The sequence below is a fragment of the Thiomicrospira sp. genome, from assembly GCF_036568485.1.
GTDB lineage: Bacteria > Pseudomonadota > Gammaproteobacteria > Thiomicrospirales > Thiomicrospiraceae > Thiomicrospira.
In genome coordinates this window covers 45,686-61,955 of sequence record NZ_DATCSL010000058.1, presented here as the reverse complement: position 1 = coordinate 61,955, position 16,270 = coordinate 45,686, and the positions used below count along the sequence as shown (strand labels likewise).

Below are 16,270 nucleotides of genomic sequence, written 5' to 3'. Positions count from 1 at the left end.
TGCACAAACAAAAAAGCCACATAAAAATGTGGCTTTAGAGACGCGTTTGACGGCGATAGGTAAAAACCTGATCTTACTTGCGAAGTGAACCGTATTTTTGACGGAACTTCTCAACACGACCTTCGGTGTCAACCAGTGTCTGCTTACCAGTATAAAACGGGTGAGAAGCACTTGATACTTCAACACGAACCAGCGGATAGTCTTTACCGTCTAGAGTGATTGTATCGCCAGAAGTTTTCATGGTCGAACGAGTCATAAATGTCTCACCAGTTGAGATGTCCTGGAAGACGACTTCGTTATATTCTGGATGAATGTCTGCTTTCATAATGACGGTCCAAATTAATAGGGGGTTAAAAATTAAAGACGAGATTTTAACAGAGAAAAACTTAAAATCAAGTCATGTTTCTGATTTATCTAATAAACTAGCGTTTCATCGACTCAAATAAAGCCGTGTTGGTTTTGCTCACTTTCATTTGATCAATCAGGGTTTCAATGGCTTCTACTTCGTTCATGCTGTGTAAGAAACGACGTAGAATCCAAATGTTCTGGAGTTCTTCTTGGGTAGTTAAGAGCTCTTCTTTACGTGTGCCGGACTTGGTAATGTTAATCGCCGGGAAGGTGCGTTTTTCAGCAATATGGCGCGACAAGTGAAGTTCCATGTTGCCGGTGCCTTTAAATTCTTCGAAAATAACTTCGTCCATTTTGGAGCCGGTATCGACTAACGCGGTAGCAATAATGGTTAAAGAACCGCCTTCTTCAACATTACGCGCGGCACCAAAGAAACGTTTTGGGCGGTGTAAAGCATTTGCATCCACACCACCGGTTAGAATCTTGCCAGAGGCCGGAACCACGGTGTTGTAAGCGCGTGCTAAACGTGTAATCGAATCTAACAAAATCACCACGTCGGTTTTGTGTTCGACTAGGCGCTTGGCTTTTTCAATCACCATTTCAGCAACCTGTACGTGGCGAGTAGCCGGTTCATCAAAGGTGGACGCAATCACTTCACCCTTAACCGTGCGTTGCATTTCGGTTACTTCTTCTGGGCGTTCATCAATCAATAATACGATCAAATAACATTCAGGATGATTTTCGGCAATCGACTGTGCCAAACTTTGCATAATCACGGTTTTACCGGATTTAGGTGGGGCAACAATTAGGCCACGCTGACCTTTGCCGATTGGTGAGGCTAGGTCAATAATGCGTGGCGTAATGTCTTCGGTACTGCCGTTACCAATTTCCATACGCATGCGGCTGTCGGCATGCAAAGGGGTGAGGTTTTCGAATGCAATCTTTTTACGCGCAACTTCTGGGTCTTCGAAGTTGATGCGATCCACTTTTAGTAGGGCGAAATATCGCTCACCTTCTTTAGGTGGACGAATCTTACCTTGAACTGTGTCACCAGTACGCAAACCAAAACGACGGATTTGACTGGGTGAAACATAAAGGTCGTCCGGGCCAGCTAAGTAAGAGCCATCGCCAGAGCGCAGGAAGCCGAAGCCATCCGGCAGAATTTCAAGCACGCCTTCACCAAAAATGTCTTCACCTTTTTGCGCGTGGCCTTTTAAGATGGCGAAGATAATATCTTGTTTGCGCTGACGAGCAAGATTGTTATCCAATCCCATTTCGCTAGCAAGATCGATAAGTGAAGCGGCTGAGAGTTTTTTTAAGTCAGTTAGATTCATAATGCTTTTTGGTGTTTTTATTATTTAAAGGAAGTGCCTTAATTTAAAGGCGGGTTTGAAATTCTGATTGGGAACGTGGGTTGGAATGTTACGCGCTGAAGTTGCGTTCAGCGCGTGAAACGATGTTACAGGTTGTTATCCAAGAAAGTGCATAGTTGTGATTTAGACAGTGCGCCTACTTGGGTTGAATCTACCTCACCGTTTTTGAACAGCATTAGTGTTGGAATACCGCGAACACCATATTGTGGTGGTGTAGATGGGTTTTCATCAATGTTCAATTTTACGATTTTTAGCTTACCATCGTAATCGCCAGCTACTTCGTCAAGAATCGGAGCGATCATCTTACAAGGACCACACCATTCAGCCCAGAAATCTACCAATACTGGTAGTTCAGATTTTAAAACTTCGGCTTCGAAGTTGGCATCAGATGTTGCAATAATTTTGTCACTCATAGGTAACTCCTTATATAGTTATATTTTTTTGGTACGAATGGCCATTCTGAATGTCATCAGTGTGTGAGGGGATTCGTACGGAAAGTGTTCGTTGAAACGAAGAGCAGTGATTTTTCACTATTTTTTAGCTACTCTATTATCACTGTGATTCGGGGGCTGATTTTTGCCCTGACAAAACATTCTGATAATTATTACACTAGGCATGTAGGATTTGCAAGCTAATTTTTTATGTCCGATGGAATTTTTAATGCATTTTCCCTTTTGGCGTTTTTTATCGTAGCATAACGCACCGAACGATTTCGCAGAACACAATCTTATTAAACCACCCACACATTTAGGTTAAACCAATCAGCGCCCATGGATATTACATTTATATTAAACGACTTAAACGATGCGCAACGCGAAGCGGTGACGTTAGAAGAACGTCATGCGTTGATTTTGGCGGGTGCAGGCAGTGGTAAAACACGCGTATTAGTGCATCGCATTGCTTGGTTAACAGAAGTGATGAAATTATCACCGTTTAATATTTTAGCCGTCACCTTTACCAATAAAGCCGCACGTGAAATGCGGGGCCGTATGGAACAGCTGATTGGTCACCAAGCACAGGGCGTGACCATGGGAACCTTCCATGGCATTGCATATCGCTTATTACGACAGCACTTTGAAGCGGCGGGCTTGCCACAAAGCTTTCAGATTTTAGACTCGGACGATCAAAAACGTTTAATTAAACGCCTATTAAAGGCGATGGAGTTGGATGAAACTCAGTGGCCGGTCAAGCAAGTGCAAGCCTATATTAATGGTGAAAAAGAAGAGGGTCGGCGTCCGCATCATATTGACCCAGGTCACAATCCGTTCGTGAAAAAAATGCTGCAAATTTACCAAGCCTACGAGCAACAGTGTCAAAAAGCAGGCCTGGTGGATTTCGCTGAGCTGTTATTGCGTGCGCATGAACTCTGGTTGAAGCGCCCAGAGATTTTGAGTTTTTATCAAGCACGTTATAAACACATCTTGGTGGACGAGTTTCAAGATACCAATAGTTTGCAGTATGCCTGGTTGCGAGTATTAGCGGGCGGCACGGGCAAATTGTTTGTAGTGGGCGACGATGACCAATCCATTTATGGCTGGCGTGGCGCCAAAATCGAAAATATCCGTTTGTTTGAGCAAGAATTTGCTGATGTAAAAACGGTACGTTTAGAGCAAAACTATCGTTCAACTGGGCGTATTTTGAAAGCCGCTAATCATATTATTGCGTTTAACACCGAACGCATGGGTAAAGATCTATGGAGCGCCGGCGAAGACGGCGACCCTATTCGCATTTATGAGGCGTTTAACGAATATGACGAGGCTAATTATGTGATCAGCCAAGCCAAAGCTTGGGTTGAGCAAGGTGGCGAACGTTCTGACGTGGCAATTTTATATCGTTCAAATGCCCAGTCGCGGGTGTTTGAGCAGGCTTTGATTCAAGCCGAAATGCCTTATCGAATTTATGGCGGCTTGCGATTTTATGATCGTGCTGAAGTGAAAGACGTACTGGCTTATTTACGTTTATTGGTAAACCGCGATGACGATGCGTCGTTTGAGCGCGTCTATAACCAACCGACACGCGGCTTAGGCGAAAAAACCATGCAGACCGTGCGCGACTTAGCACGGGATTTAGGTTTATCTTTGTGGGATGCCGCCAAGGTTCAATTGGAGTCAGGCCTAACTGCACGAGCCAAAGGCGCGCTGAGTGGGTTTTTAGATTTGATTGAGCAGTTGCAAATTGATACCCAAGGTAAGAGCTTACAAGATCAAGTAATGATGGTGATTTCACGTTCTGGCTTGCAAACGCATTTCGAAAAAGATCGCTCCGAGCAGGGTCAGGCGCGGCTTGAAAACTTGGATGAATTGATTAACGCGGCCAGCGGGTTTGATAAAGCACCGCCTGCTGAAGAAAACCCGAACCCTGATGATTTAGATGCCGCGATTAGCGATAACCCATTACTTAACTTTTTAGCCCAAGCAACTTTGGAAGCGGGCGACAATCAGGCCGAAGCTTGGGAGTCAGCGATACAGCTAATGACCTTGCATTCGGCCAAGGGTTTGGAGTTTCCGCTGGTATTTATGGTCGGGTTGGAAGAAGGCCTGTTTCCTTCAAAACCCTCGTTTGATGATCCGTTTAGACTGGAAGAGGAACGCCGCTTAGCTTATGTCGGCATTACTCGTGCGGAGCAAAAATTAGTGATGTCCTATGCGCTGCGCCGGCGTTTACACGGCGCAGAAATTTACTCCGGTCCTTCGCGTTTTTTAAAAGAATTGCCAGAGGATTGTCTCGACTGGGTGCGTATGACCGGCCAAGTGCAAACCGCACGCGATTGGGCATCGACAAGCAGCCAAAAAACTCAGCATAACGAGGCTGGCTTTGTGATGGGGCAGCGTGTGTTTCATCAAAAATTTGGTGAAGGAACGGTATTAGCGACCGAAGGGTCGGGAGATCATGCACGTATTCAAGTCAATTTTAAACATGCTGGCTCAAAGTGGTTGGTTAAGGCTTATGCCAATTTGGAGGCGCTATAATTAAGCAACAAAGGGTGAATTAAAGTCCCACTTTTCTGGAAAAGATATCTAGACTGACTACAATAAACCGATTGGTTTGATAGTCCAGTTCAAGTGGCGCGTGTACACCCGGCGTAACGGATAAAAATAGCCAATTATCATACATTTGGTGGCGCCAGGTTAGTTGTGCATAAGTATCCAGCTGTTTGTAGTCATATTCACGAGTCCAATCCCACTGACGCCCCAGCTGGTAACTTAGGCGGTTATTTTTATCCCAGTTATGTCGCCACTCAAAAACCTGTGAAATTTCCCATTCGGGTAGCTCATCAAACTTAAACACATTTGATGTCGAGCGCAAATAGTGTTGTTCATCATACTGATAAGCCAAGTTTAATGTGCCTTCTTTACCCGTACCCTCAACTCTTCGCCAAAACACTTCCGGTTCAAACGCCAAATATAAATCGGGGTTGATTGCATATTCTAAGCGCAGTTTGGCCGTAATATAAGGACTCAATTCACCGTCAGTCAAGCGGGTACCGGTGCGGGTTTTGAAGCCAATCATATCCGAAAACTGATAAATAGAGCTTAAGCCTAATAGGGTTTCTTGTTCAGCATCAAGTTGTGTTTGGGCGCTAGATTGTGCATTACGTTCGTCTGGGCCCGAAAAGGATTCGACATAGACATTCCAGCGTTCTTGGGTTTTGGGTAGATGCGCAACTAACTTAAATTTAAATTGGTTTTGTGCGCTTAAGTGTTGCGAGCTTTGATGACTGAGGGTGGTTTTGATTAAAGACTTACCTTCTGGCACCTCAGATTCGGGTGTAAAAAATCGATCAATACTATTGGCATAACGATCGATATGCTTGGTCAACCAGGCCAGATTGTTTTGGATGGTGACCAATTCAAAATCCAACTTAAAGTATTCGCCATTATTAAGTGGTGCTTGATCATTTGAAGATGGCTCTTGCGCACTAGCCGTATTAGGTAGCACCCAAAACGAGAGGCATAAACTTAGCCAAAAACTAATTTTGAAAGGTAGGGCGATGGGCATAGAAAATTCATACAAAAACCAACAAGCTATATATTAGCCTTTAAGTTAGTTTTGTGCTGACTAATTGGGATTTAAGTTTGCTTTATGGTTTAATAAAAACAACATATTAGGAGAGGTTTGATGGCTGGCTGGCTGATTTCGACCGACTTAGATGGCACTTTATTAAATCATAAGACTTATGACTACACGGGTATTGTTGCATTGCTGGCGCAATTAAAAGCACACGCGATTCCTGTGATTCTAAATTCCAGTAAAACACGAGCAGAACTGAGTAAGTGGCGAGAATGTCTAGATTTGACTTGGCCAGTGATTGCTGAAAATGGTGGCGTTATTCAAATCGGTCAACAGCCAGCGATTTTAACAGGTCGACCGATCAAACAAATACGCACTTTTTTAAACCTTTGGCGTGATCAACATGGATGGTTGTTTGAAGGCTTTGGCGACTGGACGGTTGAACAGGTAATACAGCACACCGGCCTGAATGCGCAAGATGCACGGAATGCCCAACAGCGCGAAGTGACCGAACCTATTCTGTGGTTAGGTGAAGCACCAGGCCTGGTGCTATTTGAACAAGCCTTGGCGCAACAAGGTTTGCAGCTCCAAAAAGGCGGTCGCTTTTATCATGTAATGGCGCAGCACTCCAAGGCCAGTGCGCTCAAAACCCTGCTTATCAACCAAGAATATCAGAAGCTGCCTGAGCAGACCGATTGGCAGTTGCTGGTGTTGGGTGATGGTGAAAATGACCGCGCGATGCTTGAAATGGCGGATGTGGCGGTGGTGATGCCCGATGCAAAAGGCCAATATTTATCTTTGAATTCAAATAATCAAATCTATCAGGCTCAACAATCCGCCCCCCTGGGCTGGATAGAAGCGGTCAAGCGGTGGGTATTAAAGGAGGCGGAATGAGTGATTTTTTTCAAAACGGCACAATAACGACCCTACACAATTTAACGCGGCGTGATCTATCGGAGATTGAGTGGGATTTGGTGAATTTTTCACGCGAACGCCCGATGGGGCTGGTGTTGCCTTCTTTATATAGTGAGCTTGAAGGTGAGGCTTTAACGCGTATTTTAGATGAATTGGAACGCGTGCCTTACTTATCTGAAATTGTGATTGGCTTGGATCAGGCCAATCAAACTCAGTTTGAACATGCCAAGCAATTCTTTGCACGCTTACCGCAGCCGCATAAAATTCTTTGGAATGATGGTCCAAGATTGCAAAAAGTCATGCAACCACTGAAAAAATTGAATTTAGCACCGACCGAACCGGGTAAGGGCAAAAATGTGTGGGGCTGCTTTGGGTATATGTTGGCTTCGGGTAAAACCTCGGTAGTTGGGTTACATGACTGTGATGTGCTGACTTATGAGCGTGAGATGTTAGCCCGTCTGCTTTATCCGGTGGCTCACCCAACTTTCAACTTTGTATTTTCAAAAGGTTATTATGCGCGTTATTCGGATGGTCATATGAATGGCCGTGTTGCACGTTTGTTGGTAACGCCACTATTACGAAGTTTAGAAACGGTATTAGGCCAAGATGATTTAATTACTTATTTAGATTCGTTTCGTTATCCATTAGCGGGGGAGTTTGCGCTTGAAGTGAGTGCGCTAAAAGATGTCCGAATTCCCAGCGACTGGGGACTAGAAATTGGGATTTTGGCTGAAATACGACGTAACTATTCTAACCGTCGTGTCTGCCAAGTAGAGGTGGCCGACCGTTACGATCACAAACATCAAAAAGTATCGTTTGATGATGTTAATGCCGGTTTATCACGCATGAGCCAGGATATTGCCAAATCCCTGTATCGCAAATTAGCCACCAGTGGACATCAGTTTTCACGACAAACGATTCGTACGATTCGTGCTGTTTATCATCGTACCGCTTTGGATCAGTTGGAATCTTATGCGTTTGATGCCGAGATGAATGGGTTATCGTTAGACCGTCACGAAGAAGAGCGTGTAGTGGAATTGTTTGCAGACAATTTATTGGTGGCAGGCGAGGCGTTTATGGAAATGCACGATGAGCGGCCGTTTGTGGCGAACTGGAACCGAGTGATTAGTGCTTTTCCCGATATATTAGACGAGCTCAAACATGCGGTAGAACAGGATAATGCCTAGGAGTTAAACATGAGCCAAGCGATATTTGAACGCATTAAACATCGTTTAGAAAAACTCTATCCACTCGAGCAGGCGAAAGACGCGTATCAAGAACTGAATCGCCTGATTCAAATTTGTGGCGTTGAATCGACGCAGGAGGATGAGCACTGGAACCAAGAAGACGTGGTGTTAATTAGTTATGCGGATAGCTTGATTGATACAGAACAAACGCAACCCCCTTTGCAAGTTTTGCGTGAATTTTTGCAAGACTATGTTAAAGATGCAGTCAATACCATTCACCTGTTGCCGTTCTTTCCGTTCAGTTCGGATGATGGCTTTTCGGTGATTGATTATGTCAAGGTTGAGCCAGATTTTGGCGATTGGCCGGATATTCAGGCCATCAGTGCCGACTATCAGCTCATGGTGGATTTGGTGATTAATCATATCTCGCGCGAGAGTTTATGGTTTACCGATTACAAAGCGGATGTTGCGCCATTTAATCAGTTTTTTATAGAAGTGGATGGCAATGAGGATGTGTCGATGGTGGTGCGACCTCGAAACTCGCCTTTGTTGGTGCCCGCTTATACTCACCGTGGACGCAAAATGGTGTGGGCGACCTTTAGTGCTGATCAGATTGATTTAAACTTCGAAAATCCAGCTGTATTGGTGAAGATGATCGAAGTGCTCTTGTTTTACGTTAAACAAAAAACCCATATTTTGCGTTTAGACGCGATTGCATTTTTATGGAAAAAACTGGGCACTAACTGCATTCACTTACCTGAAACACATGAAGTAGTGAAGCTGATTCGAGACGTTTTCGACTTGGTGAACCCAAAAGGTTTAATTCTGACCGAAACCAACGTGCCGCATAACGAAAACCTGTCTTATTTTGGTCAACAAGACGAAGCTCATCTGGTCTATCAGTTTAGTTTGGCACCGTTAGTATTGCACGCCTTGTATCGTGCTGATGGTTACTATTTAACCCAATGGGCGCAACAACTTAAACCGCCCGCCGAAGGTTGTAATTTTTTAAACTTTACCGCTTCGCATGATGGTATAGGTTTGCGGCCGGTCGAAGGCATTTTACCGCAGCGTGAAATTGAGGATTTGATCACTGGCATGCACCGCCAAGGCGGTTACATTTCTATGCGCACTCGGCCGGATGGCTCGGAGTCACCCTATGAAATTAACATTGCCTTGTTTAGCGCATTTCGCGAAACCTGTAATAGTCAGGGGCCAGATCAATGGCAGATAGATCGCTTTATTTGTTCGCAACTGATCATGCTGAGTTTACAGGGCATTCCTGCCATCTACATCCACAGTTTATTGGCGACCGAAAATGATCAAACAGGTGTCGAGCGCACGGGCCGTACGCGCAGTATTAACCGCAAAAAGTGGGAAAAAAGTTATTTAAAAGCCTTGTTGGATGCTCAAAATACCGCCAACTCGCAAGTTTTAAATCGTTTGATTCATGTGTTAAAACGGCGCAAAAAACACAAAGCTTTTCATCCCGACACCTCGCAGAAGGTGCTGGATGTAGGTTCCAGTTTTTTCGCCATTTGGCGAGGTCTTAACGAGTTGGATTTTCCGTTATTGGCGATCTTTAACCTAACCAGTGAGGTAAAAGAATTGGATATGCAACACGAAGCGGGTTTAGATCTAGCGGTTGGCTGGGTGGATATATTGGATCATCAACATTATCAACCCAAGCAAAAACCGTTAGTTTTACAGCCTTATCAAGTTGTGTGGCTGATGCCAGATAGCGTGGACAATGTGAGCCCACTTTGGGCGATGAGTACCAATTGAGTACCAGGCCTGGTGCTTAACTTTGCATTAATGTAAGTAAAGATTTAAAGCACTATAGATTGTATCGGCTAGCCAAGTTTCGGTTTGTTGCATCGCATCGGCTTCATCGGTTAAACGATTTACTAGGCTGAACAAGCCAATAAACTCGGGTGCTTGTTCGGCGCGAATATCGAGTTGGCCGCAAATGCCCAGAATCGGCACTTGGTAGGTTTGCGCCAGTTCGGCAAGCTTCATCGGCAGTTTGCCCTGACGAGTTTGAGCATCCATACGGCCTTCACCAGTAATCACCAAATCCACACCCTGTTCAAAGGTCTGATTTAACCCGATGCTGTTAGCCAGCAATGCAAAGCCACTGTGAGTTTGCGCATTTAACAAGCCCATAAAGCCACCCGCCATGCCACCAGCGGCACCAGCACCAGGCCTGGTAGTGATGTTGTGGCCGGTTTTTTGGTCAATCAAGTGGGCAAACTGAGCTAAAGCTTGTTCTAGTTTAGGATGCGTTTGAGCCGTGACTCCTTTTTGTGGGCCATAAATGGCGGTCGCTCCGTTTTCGCCCAATAAAGGATTGCTGACATCGCAAGCCAGCTGCCATTCGATATCTAACAAATTTTGCGGAATTTCACCAATCCTGGCCAATTGCATTAGGCCTTGCGCGCCTGGTTTAATCGGTTGGTTTTGCTGATCCAGAAGTTGGATTCCCAGTGCCTGCAAAGCACCGGCACCGCCATCATTGGTCGCGCTGCCGCCAAGCCCCAAAATAATGCGTCTCGCTCCAAGTTCGATGGCGGCTTTAATTACCAGACCGGTTCCTAAAGTTCCGGCTTGCATCGGATCGCGTTCATGTTTGCTGAGCAGGGGCAGACCGGAGGCTTGCGCCATCTCGATAATCGCCGTATGGTTGTCGGCTTGCCAAGCAAAGGCCGCTTTTATTGGACGCCCAAGTGGGTCTAAGCTGTTAACAACATGGCATGTGGCTTGGCCAGACTCTAGCATCGCCTCTACAAAGCCTTCGCCACCATCTGATAAAGGACGTTGAATGACTTGAATATCTGGCCAATGACGCTGGATAACCTGCGCGCCAATGCGACAAAACTCACGCGCCGTGATCGAACCTTTAAAGCTGTCGGGGGCGAGTAGAATTCTGCGCATGGTTTCCGCCTTTTATAAGGTTTCGAGTTGCAGCGTGACGTGATGCACGGCGTGATGATCATTGAGGTAAGTTTTAATTTCGAACAGCGTCTCATCATTTATATGTGAAAGATCGGTTTTAGCGTGCAGCGTCATCATCACTTGTTGTTCGGCAATCGCCCACAGGTGAATATGATGAATTTGTTCAAGATAAGGAAAGCGTTCGGCTAAGTCGTCTTTAATAGCCTGAATTTCATAGCCTGCCGGTACACCTTCCAATAATATGGTGGCGGCCGAACGTGTGAGCTTGAAGGCATTAAACGCGATAATACAGGCGACTAAAATCGATAGGATTGGATCGACGATATTCCAGCCGGAAAAATAAATAATGATGGCGGCGGTAATGACCGCAATCGAGGCTAAGGTATCACCCATAAAGTGCAGGGTCGCGCCTCGCATATTGAGGTTTTGCTGATCACCACTATGTAACATGATAAACACGGTTAAATTAATGCCTAACCCAATAATGGCGATTATAAACATTTCGGCCCCCATGACTTCGTGAGGGTTAAACATGCGTTCGATCGCCATCGCCACAATACCAGCCGAAATTAAAAGTAACGCCGCGCCATTCACAAAAGCCGTCAAAATTTGAGCGCGCATATAGCCAAATGTCATGCGTTCAGTCGCCGGTTTTTGTGCGATATGAAAACCCCACCAAGCGATTACGAGCGCAATCGAATCAGTAAGCATGTGCATGCCATCGGCAATCAGGGCAACTGAGTTAACCCAAATTCCACCTACGACCTCTACCGTCATATAGGTAAAGGTTAAAATCGCAGCGATAATAATTTTACGCTGGTTTTTTTGGTTGGGTTTCGCCGTATGGCTATGGTGAGGAGATGGGTGTGAATGCATATTAAGCTCTCAAAGTATAAAGTTTGTGTTGGGTTAGTCTGGACGTTTGGCTTTTATGAGTTCACGAGTCAAACTATATTCATCACCGCCCATTTTACCAACGGCATCGAGTTTAGCGGAGTTAATCACACCGTCTTGGATTAAATCGTCATCCACAAAGATGCCAATCAATTCCACTAAAATGAGCTGGCCACCAGTGCTTACTTCAACAATATCGCGTAACTGACATTCATAACGAACTTTTGAGTCGGCGACACTGTCGGGGGATACTTGTTGACTAGGGGTGGATGCAATATCGAAGGTTTTAAACTCACTTTCATGATTGGCCAGTGGTTGGCTGCTGGCATTAGCGGATTGAGTTTGTGCGGCACTCACAATGTTGATGACGCATTGCAGGTTGGAACGTAGATTTTTTAAGGTATCTTTTTCGGCTTGAGCGCGCGATGGAATATGCGTAATTGCCAACACCGGCGGGTTTACACTGGCGACCGTAAAAAAGGAATAAGGCGCTAGGTTTTGTACACCATCCGAGTTTTGAGTGCTGATCCAAGCGATCGGGCGTGGCACGATGCCGCCGACTAAATAACGGTAAATTTCCTGCGGGGTTAATTCGGATACGGACTTAAACATGCTCAGGCACTCCTTGATAATGAGCCTTCATTTTACAACAACTGCGATCAGTGTGTTTTAGCGACAGCCCAAGCCTCAACGACCAGGCCTGGTCGCGCGGTTTGAAGTTGTTTCGCGGCGGCTTGCATGGTGGCTCCAGTGGTGATGACATCATCGAGCAAAGCCACCTGATCCAGGTTGTCTAGAAGTTGGGGGTCGGCGACAAAAGCTTGATTTAAATTTTGGTGACGTTGTTTGGCTTTGAGATGTGTTTGACTTGGCGTAGCAAGTGGCCGGGTTAGCGCGGAAATGATTGGTATATTCAAAATCGGGCTTAACATGCGTGCCAATTCAAATGCTTGATTATAACCACGTTCTCGCAAGCGCGAAGGATGAAGCGGAATCGGAATAATGCCCTGAACCCCTTGAAACTCTACTTTTTCGGCTAACAATTCTGCAAACAATCGGCTTAAATGCAATTGCTGATGATATTTATATTGATACATTAAGTCGCGCAGTTCATCTTCAAATCTAAATGCAGCCTGAGTTCGATTCACTCTCGGCGGCTTTGCCAGACATTGGCCACAGAGTAATCCTTGTGGGCTCGGTTCGGCGCAGCGCGGACAGACTTCAGAGCCAATTTGCCATTTGCTGACAAAACTTGGGTCTAAGTCTTTTTTTTCGCATGTGACGCCCGTGATAACGCAGGTGGGCGGAAACAGCCATTTTTCAAGCCAATGCATTTTCCAAATCCAGGTTGAATTATCGTTATAATAACCGCTTATTTTAAACGCGAGTCTCGAAATGAAATCTTTAGGACAAATTCGTCATGATTGGACGTTGGCCGAAATTCACGCCATTATGAATCAACCTTTTAACGACTTGATGTTTCAAGCGCATACGGTTCACCGTATGAATTTTGAACCCAATGAAGTGCAAATCAGCACTTTGGTCAATATTAAGTCAGGCGGTTGTGCGGAAGACTGTTCCTATTGTTCGCAAAGTTCACGCTACGACACGGGTTTAGAAAAACAAAAAATGATGGCGGTGCAAGAAGTGCTGGATAAAGCCATGCAAGCCAAAGCCAAGGGTGCGACCCGTTTATGCATGGGCGCGGCTTGGCGTAACCCGAACAAAAAAGACTTTCCGGTGGTGCTGGAAATGGTCAAAGTGGTGCGTGATTTGGGCATGGAAACCTGCATGACACTAGGTATGTTGGACGATGACCAGGTCGCGGCGTTAAAAGAAGCCGGTTTAGATTATTACAATCATAACCTAGACACCTCAGAAGCTTATTATTCCAAAGTCATCACCACACGCTCTTTTCAGGATCGTTTAGATACGATTGAAAAGGTACAAAAATCCGGCATTAACGTGTGTTCAGGCGGCATTATCGGCATGGGCGAGCAGCACAAAGATCGCGCTGAATTATTGCGCACCTTTGCCAATATGGAAAATCATCCTGGCAGTGTGCCGATTAATTTATTGGTGCCGGTTGAAGGTACGCCTTTGGCTGAAATGAAGGGCAAAACCGATGCATTTGAGTTTATCCGTGTGATTGCGACCGCGCGTATTTTGATGCCGCAGTCCTATGTGCGCTTATCGGCGGGTCGCATGGAATTAAATGAGCAAGCCCAGGCCTGGTGCTTCTTTGCCGGTGCCAACTCAATTTTCTATGGTGATAAGTTGTTAACCACAGATAACCCAGAAGCCGATAGTGATGTGCAGTTATTTAAAAAGTTGGGTTTAAATATGCAAACCCAAGCCAAAGCTCATCTTGAAGAAGAGTCGGCTTAAGTTTTGCCATGAAACTCAGTATCGCGGATCGTTTTCAACCTAGGTTAGACGAACGACAAGCGCAATCCCTTTATCGCCAACGTCCGTTGGCGCTTTCTCCTCAGCGTCCGCAAATGCAAATTAATGGTTTGCAGATGATCAACTTTTGCTCGAATGATTATCTAGGTCTCGCCGCCGATCCTCGCATTAAACAGGCGGTGTGCGATGACGATACAGCGGGTTGGGGATCCGGCGCCGCGCATTTAGTAACTGGCCACCATTTGCATCATCATTTATTAGAAGATGAATTGGCTGACTGGTTAGGCGTGGAGCGCGTATTGTTATTTTCCACCGGTTATATGGCGAATTTAGCGGTACAACAAACTTTGATGCAAAAGGGCGACTTGATTGTCGGCGATAAACTTAATCATGCGTCTTTGATTGATGGCGCGCTTGCTAGTGGAGCGGACTTTAAACGTTATCCTCATCTTGACTATTCTGCGCTCGACTCACGGCTGCAACAGTCGGATTCGCCCAGCTTAATTGTGAGCGATAGCGTGTTCAGCATGGATGGTGATTTGGCCGATATTTGCCAGCTGCAGGCTTTAGCCAACAAGCACCAGGCCTGGTTGTTGATTGACGATGCGCATGGCTTAGGTGTTTTGGGTAAGCAGGGCAAAGGTAGTTTTGATCACTTTAACTTGCCGATCGATGTCGATACCGTACTTGTTGGCACTTTTGGTAAGGCGTTTGGCACATCGGGCGCTTTTGTCGCCGGTTCAAATTTATTAATCGAAAGTTTGATTCAGTTTGCGCGACCCTTTATTTATACGACCGCTATGTCCCCCATGAATGCCTTAGCCACACGTACGGCTTTAAAGTTGTTGCGTGAAGGCGATGATTTACGCGAGCAACTACACAAAAATATTGCGCAATTTAGAGCGGGGGCGGACGCGTTAGGGTTAAAGTTAATGCCATCGGCCAGCGCAATTCAGCCGATTTTATTGGGTGATAGTGCACAAGCGGTTGCGTGGAGCGACGCACTTAAGAAAGCGGGTTTATGGGTCGCCGCGATTCGTCCGCCGACGGTGCCGCAAAATCAAGCACGCTTGCGAGTGACTTTAAGCGCGTCCCACCAAGAGAACCAAATTTCGAGCTTGTTGGAGGCGTTAGTCCAGTTACAAAAAAACGAGCCTTAAGCTCGTTTTTATATTCTATACACCAACCACCAGGCCTGGTATGACTAACCCTTACCAAGCAATATAGGTGAAGCCCGCTGCTTGTAGCTCCATTAAAGCCGAGGCCCCTACTTCGGCATATTCCGCAAATGGGCGCATATCTTTATCTTCCCAGCCAATCGTGTGCATCGTGTTACCGCATGCAATCCAGCGAACATTGTAGTCTTTTGCAAAGCTTTCAACTCGGTCATAAATCAAGGAATCAACTTCGCGTTTAGGCTCTTTAGCTAAAACATGAATGCCTGGGCCGATGACGACCACTGCGATTTCAACGTCATCTCCATACTGGCGAATCATTGCCTGAATCGAGTTGAGAATGCTGGTTTGATATGCCTCATCGGCTTGGTTAAACATATATACCACTTTGTGGTTAGCGGGATCACCTGGAAAGCGATCTTGGCTGGGGCCTTTAATTTCGGGAACTGATTTTAGTGTGTCGGCTGCAATGGTCGGCGCACTGAAGCCGAGCGTGGTGATCAAGCTGATCGCAAATATTTGTAGAAAGCGCATGACAAAACTCCTTAAACGAATACACAAAATAGTTATGGGTATAAGTATAAAGAAAAGTCTGCTGGCTTGTTGGCTTGAATCAGAATAATTCGCATTGCTTACACGATTGGTAAATGGCAACGCGCTAGAAATTTTAGATATAAAAAAACCGCGAGGCTGAAAACAATCTCACGGTTCCGGCTGCTTAAACACAAGTGTTAGAGCAACAAATTAGGATTAAAGTGCTGTAACGTTTTCCGCTTGTAAGCCCTTTTCACCTTCAGTAATGTTGAAAGTCACTGCTTGACCTTCAGCTAGGGTTCTACGGCCGTTGCCATTGATGGCACGGAAATGTACGAATACATCTGGACCATTTTCTTGTGCTAAAAAACCGAAACCTTTTTCATCGTTAAACCATTTAACGGTGCCTGTTACTAAATCTGACATAACTACCTCAAAAAAAACAAATAAAACGTCATCAAACTTAATGACG

Annotated in this window: 16 protein-coding genes; 6 read left to right on the top strand and 10 right to left on the bottom strand. The window is 45.5% G+C overall.

Going from position 1 to position 16,270, the window contains the following annotated elements:
- Positions 1 to 73: 73 nt before the first annotated feature.
- The 3 genes from VIM91_RS06225 to trxA all read right to left on the bottom strand — a co-directional run bounded on the left by VIM91_RS06225 (position 74) and on the right by trxA (position 2,134).
- Complete coding sequence (locus VIM91_RS06225) at positions 74 to 325, bottom strand: type B 50S ribosomal protein L31 (RefSeq protein ID WP_029933337.1); 252 nt, start codon at positions 323 to 325, stop codon at positions 74 to 76.
- 97 nt (positions 326 to 422) lie between these two features.
- Positions 423 to 1,682: a transcription termination factor Rho gene (gene rho / locus VIM91_RS06220; protein ID WP_331863952.1), complete on the bottom strand. Its 1,260-nt coding sequence runs from the start codon at positions 1,680 to 1,682 to the stop codon at positions 423 to 425.
- Positions 1,683 to 1,807: 125 nt separating this feature from the next.
- Complete coding sequence (trxA, locus tag VIM91_RS06215; protein ID WP_029933335.1) at positions 1,808 to 2,134, bottom strand: thioredoxin TrxA; 327 nt, start codon at positions 2,132 to 2,134, stop codon at positions 1,808 to 1,810.
- A 357-nt stretch (positions 2,135 to 2,491) separates the two neighbouring features.
- On the opposite strand from trxA, the gene uvrD reads away from it, so the two are divergent.
- Complete coding sequence (uvrD, locus tag VIM91_RS06210) at positions 2,492 to 4,690, top strand: DNA helicase II (protein ID WP_331863951.1); 2,199 nt, start codon at positions 2,492 to 2,494, stop codon at positions 4,688 to 4,690.
- A gap of 19 nt (positions 4,691 to 4,709) precedes the next feature.
- Here uvrD and VIM91_RS06205 read toward each other — a convergent pair whose 3' ends face one another.
- Positions 4,710 to 5,720 carry a hypothetical protein gene (locus tag VIM91_RS06205; protein WP_331863950.1) on the bottom strand — a complete coding sequence of 337 codons (1,011 nt, stop codon included), beginning with the start codon at positions 5,718 to 5,720 and terminating at the stop codon, positions 4,710 to 4,712.
- A 120-nt stretch (positions 5,721 to 5,840) separates the two neighbouring features.
- Between VIM91_RS06205 and VIM91_RS06200 the strand changes: the two genes are divergently transcribed.
- Genes VIM91_RS06200 through VIM91_RS06190 form a run of 3 tightly spaced genes read left to right on the top strand, consistent with a single transcriptional unit; the run spans position 5,841 to position 9,619 of the window.
- Positions 5,841 to 6,626 carry an HAD-IIB family hydrolase gene (locus VIM91_RS06200; protein ID WP_331863949.1) on the top strand — a complete coding sequence of 262 codons (786 nt, stop codon included), beginning with the start codon at positions 5,841 to 5,843 and terminating at the stop codon, positions 6,624 to 6,626.
- Entirely contained in the window at positions 6,623 to 7,834 is a 1,212-nt protein-coding gene (locus tag VIM91_RS06195; protein WP_331863948.1) for a glycosyl transferase, read from the top strand. The genes VIM91_RS06200 and VIM91_RS06195 overlap by 4 nt, the downstream gene beginning before the upstream one ends.
- 9 nt (positions 7,835 to 7,843) lie before the next feature.
- Positions 7,844 to 9,619: a sugar phosphorylase gene (locus VIM91_RS06190; protein WP_331863947.1), complete on the top strand. Its 1,776-nt coding sequence runs from the start codon at positions 7,844 to 7,846 to the stop codon at positions 9,617 to 9,619.
- A gap of 27 nt (positions 9,620 to 9,646) precedes the next feature.
- Here the strand turns inward: VIM91_RS06190 and VIM91_RS06185 are convergent, their stop codons facing one another.
- The 4 genes from VIM91_RS06185 to VIM91_RS06170 are packed head-to-tail and all read right to left on the bottom strand — an operon-like array spanning position 9,647 to position 13,017.
- Positions 9,647 to 10,768, bottom strand: a complete 1,122-nt coding sequence (locus VIM91_RS06185; protein WP_331863946.1) for a glycerate kinase — start codon at positions 10,766 to 10,768, stop codon at positions 9,647 to 9,649.
- Positions 10,769 to 10,780: 12 nt separating this feature from the next.
- Positions 10,781 to 11,665: a cation diffusion facilitator family transporter gene (locus VIM91_RS06180; RefSeq protein WP_331863945.1), complete on the bottom strand. Its 885-nt coding sequence runs from the start codon at positions 11,663 to 11,665 to the stop codon at positions 10,781 to 10,783.
- 33 nt (positions 11,666 to 11,698) lie between these two features.
- Positions 11,699 to 12,295, bottom strand: coding sequence for a flavin reductase family protein (locus VIM91_RS06175; RefSeq protein WP_331863944.1), 597 nt, complete (start codon positions 12,293 to 12,295; stop codon positions 11,699 to 11,701).
- A gap of 47 nt (positions 12,296 to 12,342) precedes the next feature.
- Positions 12,343 to 13,017 carry a ComF family protein gene (locus tag VIM91_RS06170; protein ID WP_331863943.1) on the bottom strand — a complete coding sequence of 225 codons (675 nt, stop codon included), beginning with the start codon at positions 13,015 to 13,017 and terminating at the stop codon, positions 12,343 to 12,345.
- A 61-nt stretch (positions 13,018 to 13,078) separates the two neighbouring features.
- On the opposite strand from VIM91_RS06170, the gene bioB reads away from it, so the two are divergent.
- Together bioB and bioF are read left to right on the top strand one after the other, a co-directional pair.
- Positions 13,079 to 14,071, top strand: coding sequence for a biotin synthase BioB (gene bioB, locus VIM91_RS06165; RefSeq protein ID WP_331863942.1), 993 nt, complete (start codon positions 13,079 to 13,081; stop codon positions 14,069 to 14,071).
- Positions 14,072 to 14,079: 8 nt separating this feature from the next.
- Entirely contained in the window at positions 14,080 to 15,249 is a 1,170-nt protein-coding gene (bioF, locus tag VIM91_RS06160; protein ID WP_331863940.1) for an 8-amino-7-oxononanoate synthase, read from the top strand.
- Positions 15,250 to 15,300: 51 nt separating this feature from the next.
- Here bioF and VIM91_RS06155 read toward each other — a convergent pair whose 3' ends face one another.
- Together VIM91_RS06155 and VIM91_RS06150 are read right to left on the bottom strand one after the other, a co-directional pair.
- Positions 15,301 to 15,798, bottom strand: coding sequence for a DsrE family protein (locus VIM91_RS06155; RefSeq protein WP_331863939.1), 498 nt, complete (start codon positions 15,796 to 15,798; stop codon positions 15,301 to 15,303).
- 216 nt (positions 15,799 to 16,014) lie between these two features.
- Complete coding sequence (locus tag VIM91_RS06150; RefSeq protein ID WP_029933322.1) at positions 16,015 to 16,224, bottom strand: cold-shock protein; 210 nt, start codon at positions 16,222 to 16,224, stop codon at positions 16,015 to 16,017.
- Between the last annotated feature and the right edge of the window lie 46 nt (positions 16,225 to 16,270).

Bases quoted from the DNA above. Each gene is read 5' to 3' on its own strand.
- VIM91_RS06175 (WP_331863944.1), bottom strand. From the start codon at position 12,295: ATGTTTAAGTCCGTATCCGAATTAACCCCGCAGGAAATTTACCGTTAT.
- VIM91_RS06205 (WP_331863950.1), bottom strand. From the start codon at position 5,720: ATGCCCATCGCCCTACCTTTCAAAATTAGTTTTTGGCTAAGTTTATGC.
- VIM91_RS06190 (WP_331863947.1), top strand. From the start codon at position 7,844: ATGAGCCAAGCGATATTTGAACGCATTAAACATCGTTTAGAAAAACTC.
- uvrD (WP_331863951.1), top strand. From the start codon at position 2,492: ATGGATATTACATTTATATTAAACGACTTAAACGATGCGCAACGCGAA.
- rho (WP_331863952.1), bottom strand. From the start codon at position 1,682: ATGAATCTAACTGACTTAAAAAAACTCTCAGCCGCTTCACTTATCGAT.
- trxA (WP_029933335.1), bottom strand. From the start codon at position 2,134: ATGAGTGACAAAATTATTGCAACATCTGATGCCAACTTCGAAGCCGAA.
- VIM91_RS06170 (WP_331863943.1), bottom strand. From the start codon at position 13,017: ATGCATTGGCTTGAAAAATGGCTGTTTCCGCCCACCTGCGTTATCACG.
- bioF (WP_331863940.1), top strand. From the start codon at position 14,080: ATGAAACTCAGTATCGCGGATCGTTTTCAACCTAGGTTAGACGAACGA.
- VIM91_RS06185 (WP_331863946.1), bottom strand. From the start codon at position 10,768: ATGCGCAGAATTCTACTCGCCCCCGACAGCTTTAAAGGTTCGATCACG.
- bioB (WP_331863942.1), top strand. From the start codon at position 13,079: ATGAAATCTTTAGGACAAATTCGTCATGATTGGACGTTGGCCGAAATT.
- VIM91_RS06200 (WP_331863949.1), top strand. From the start codon at position 5,841: ATGGCTGGCTGGCTGATTTCGACCGACTTAGATGGCACTTTATTAAAT.
- VIM91_RS06195 (WP_331863948.1), top strand. From the start codon at position 6,623: ATGAGTGATTTTTTTCAAAACGGCACAATAACGACCCTACACAATTTA.
- VIM91_RS06150 (WP_029933322.1), bottom strand. From the start codon at position 16,224: ATGTCAGATTTAGTAACAGGCACCGTTAAATGGTTTAACGATGAAAAA.
- VIM91_RS06155 (WP_331863939.1), bottom strand. From the start codon at position 15,798: ATGCGCTTTCTACAAATATTTGCGATCAGCTTGATCACCACGCTCGGC.
- VIM91_RS06225 (WP_029933337.1), bottom strand. From the start codon at position 325: ATGAAAGCAGACATTCATCCAGAATATAACGAAGTCGTCTTCCAGGAC.
- VIM91_RS06180 (WP_331863945.1), bottom strand. From the start codon at position 11,665: ATGCATTCACACCCATCTCCTCACCATAGCCATACGGCGAAACCCAAC.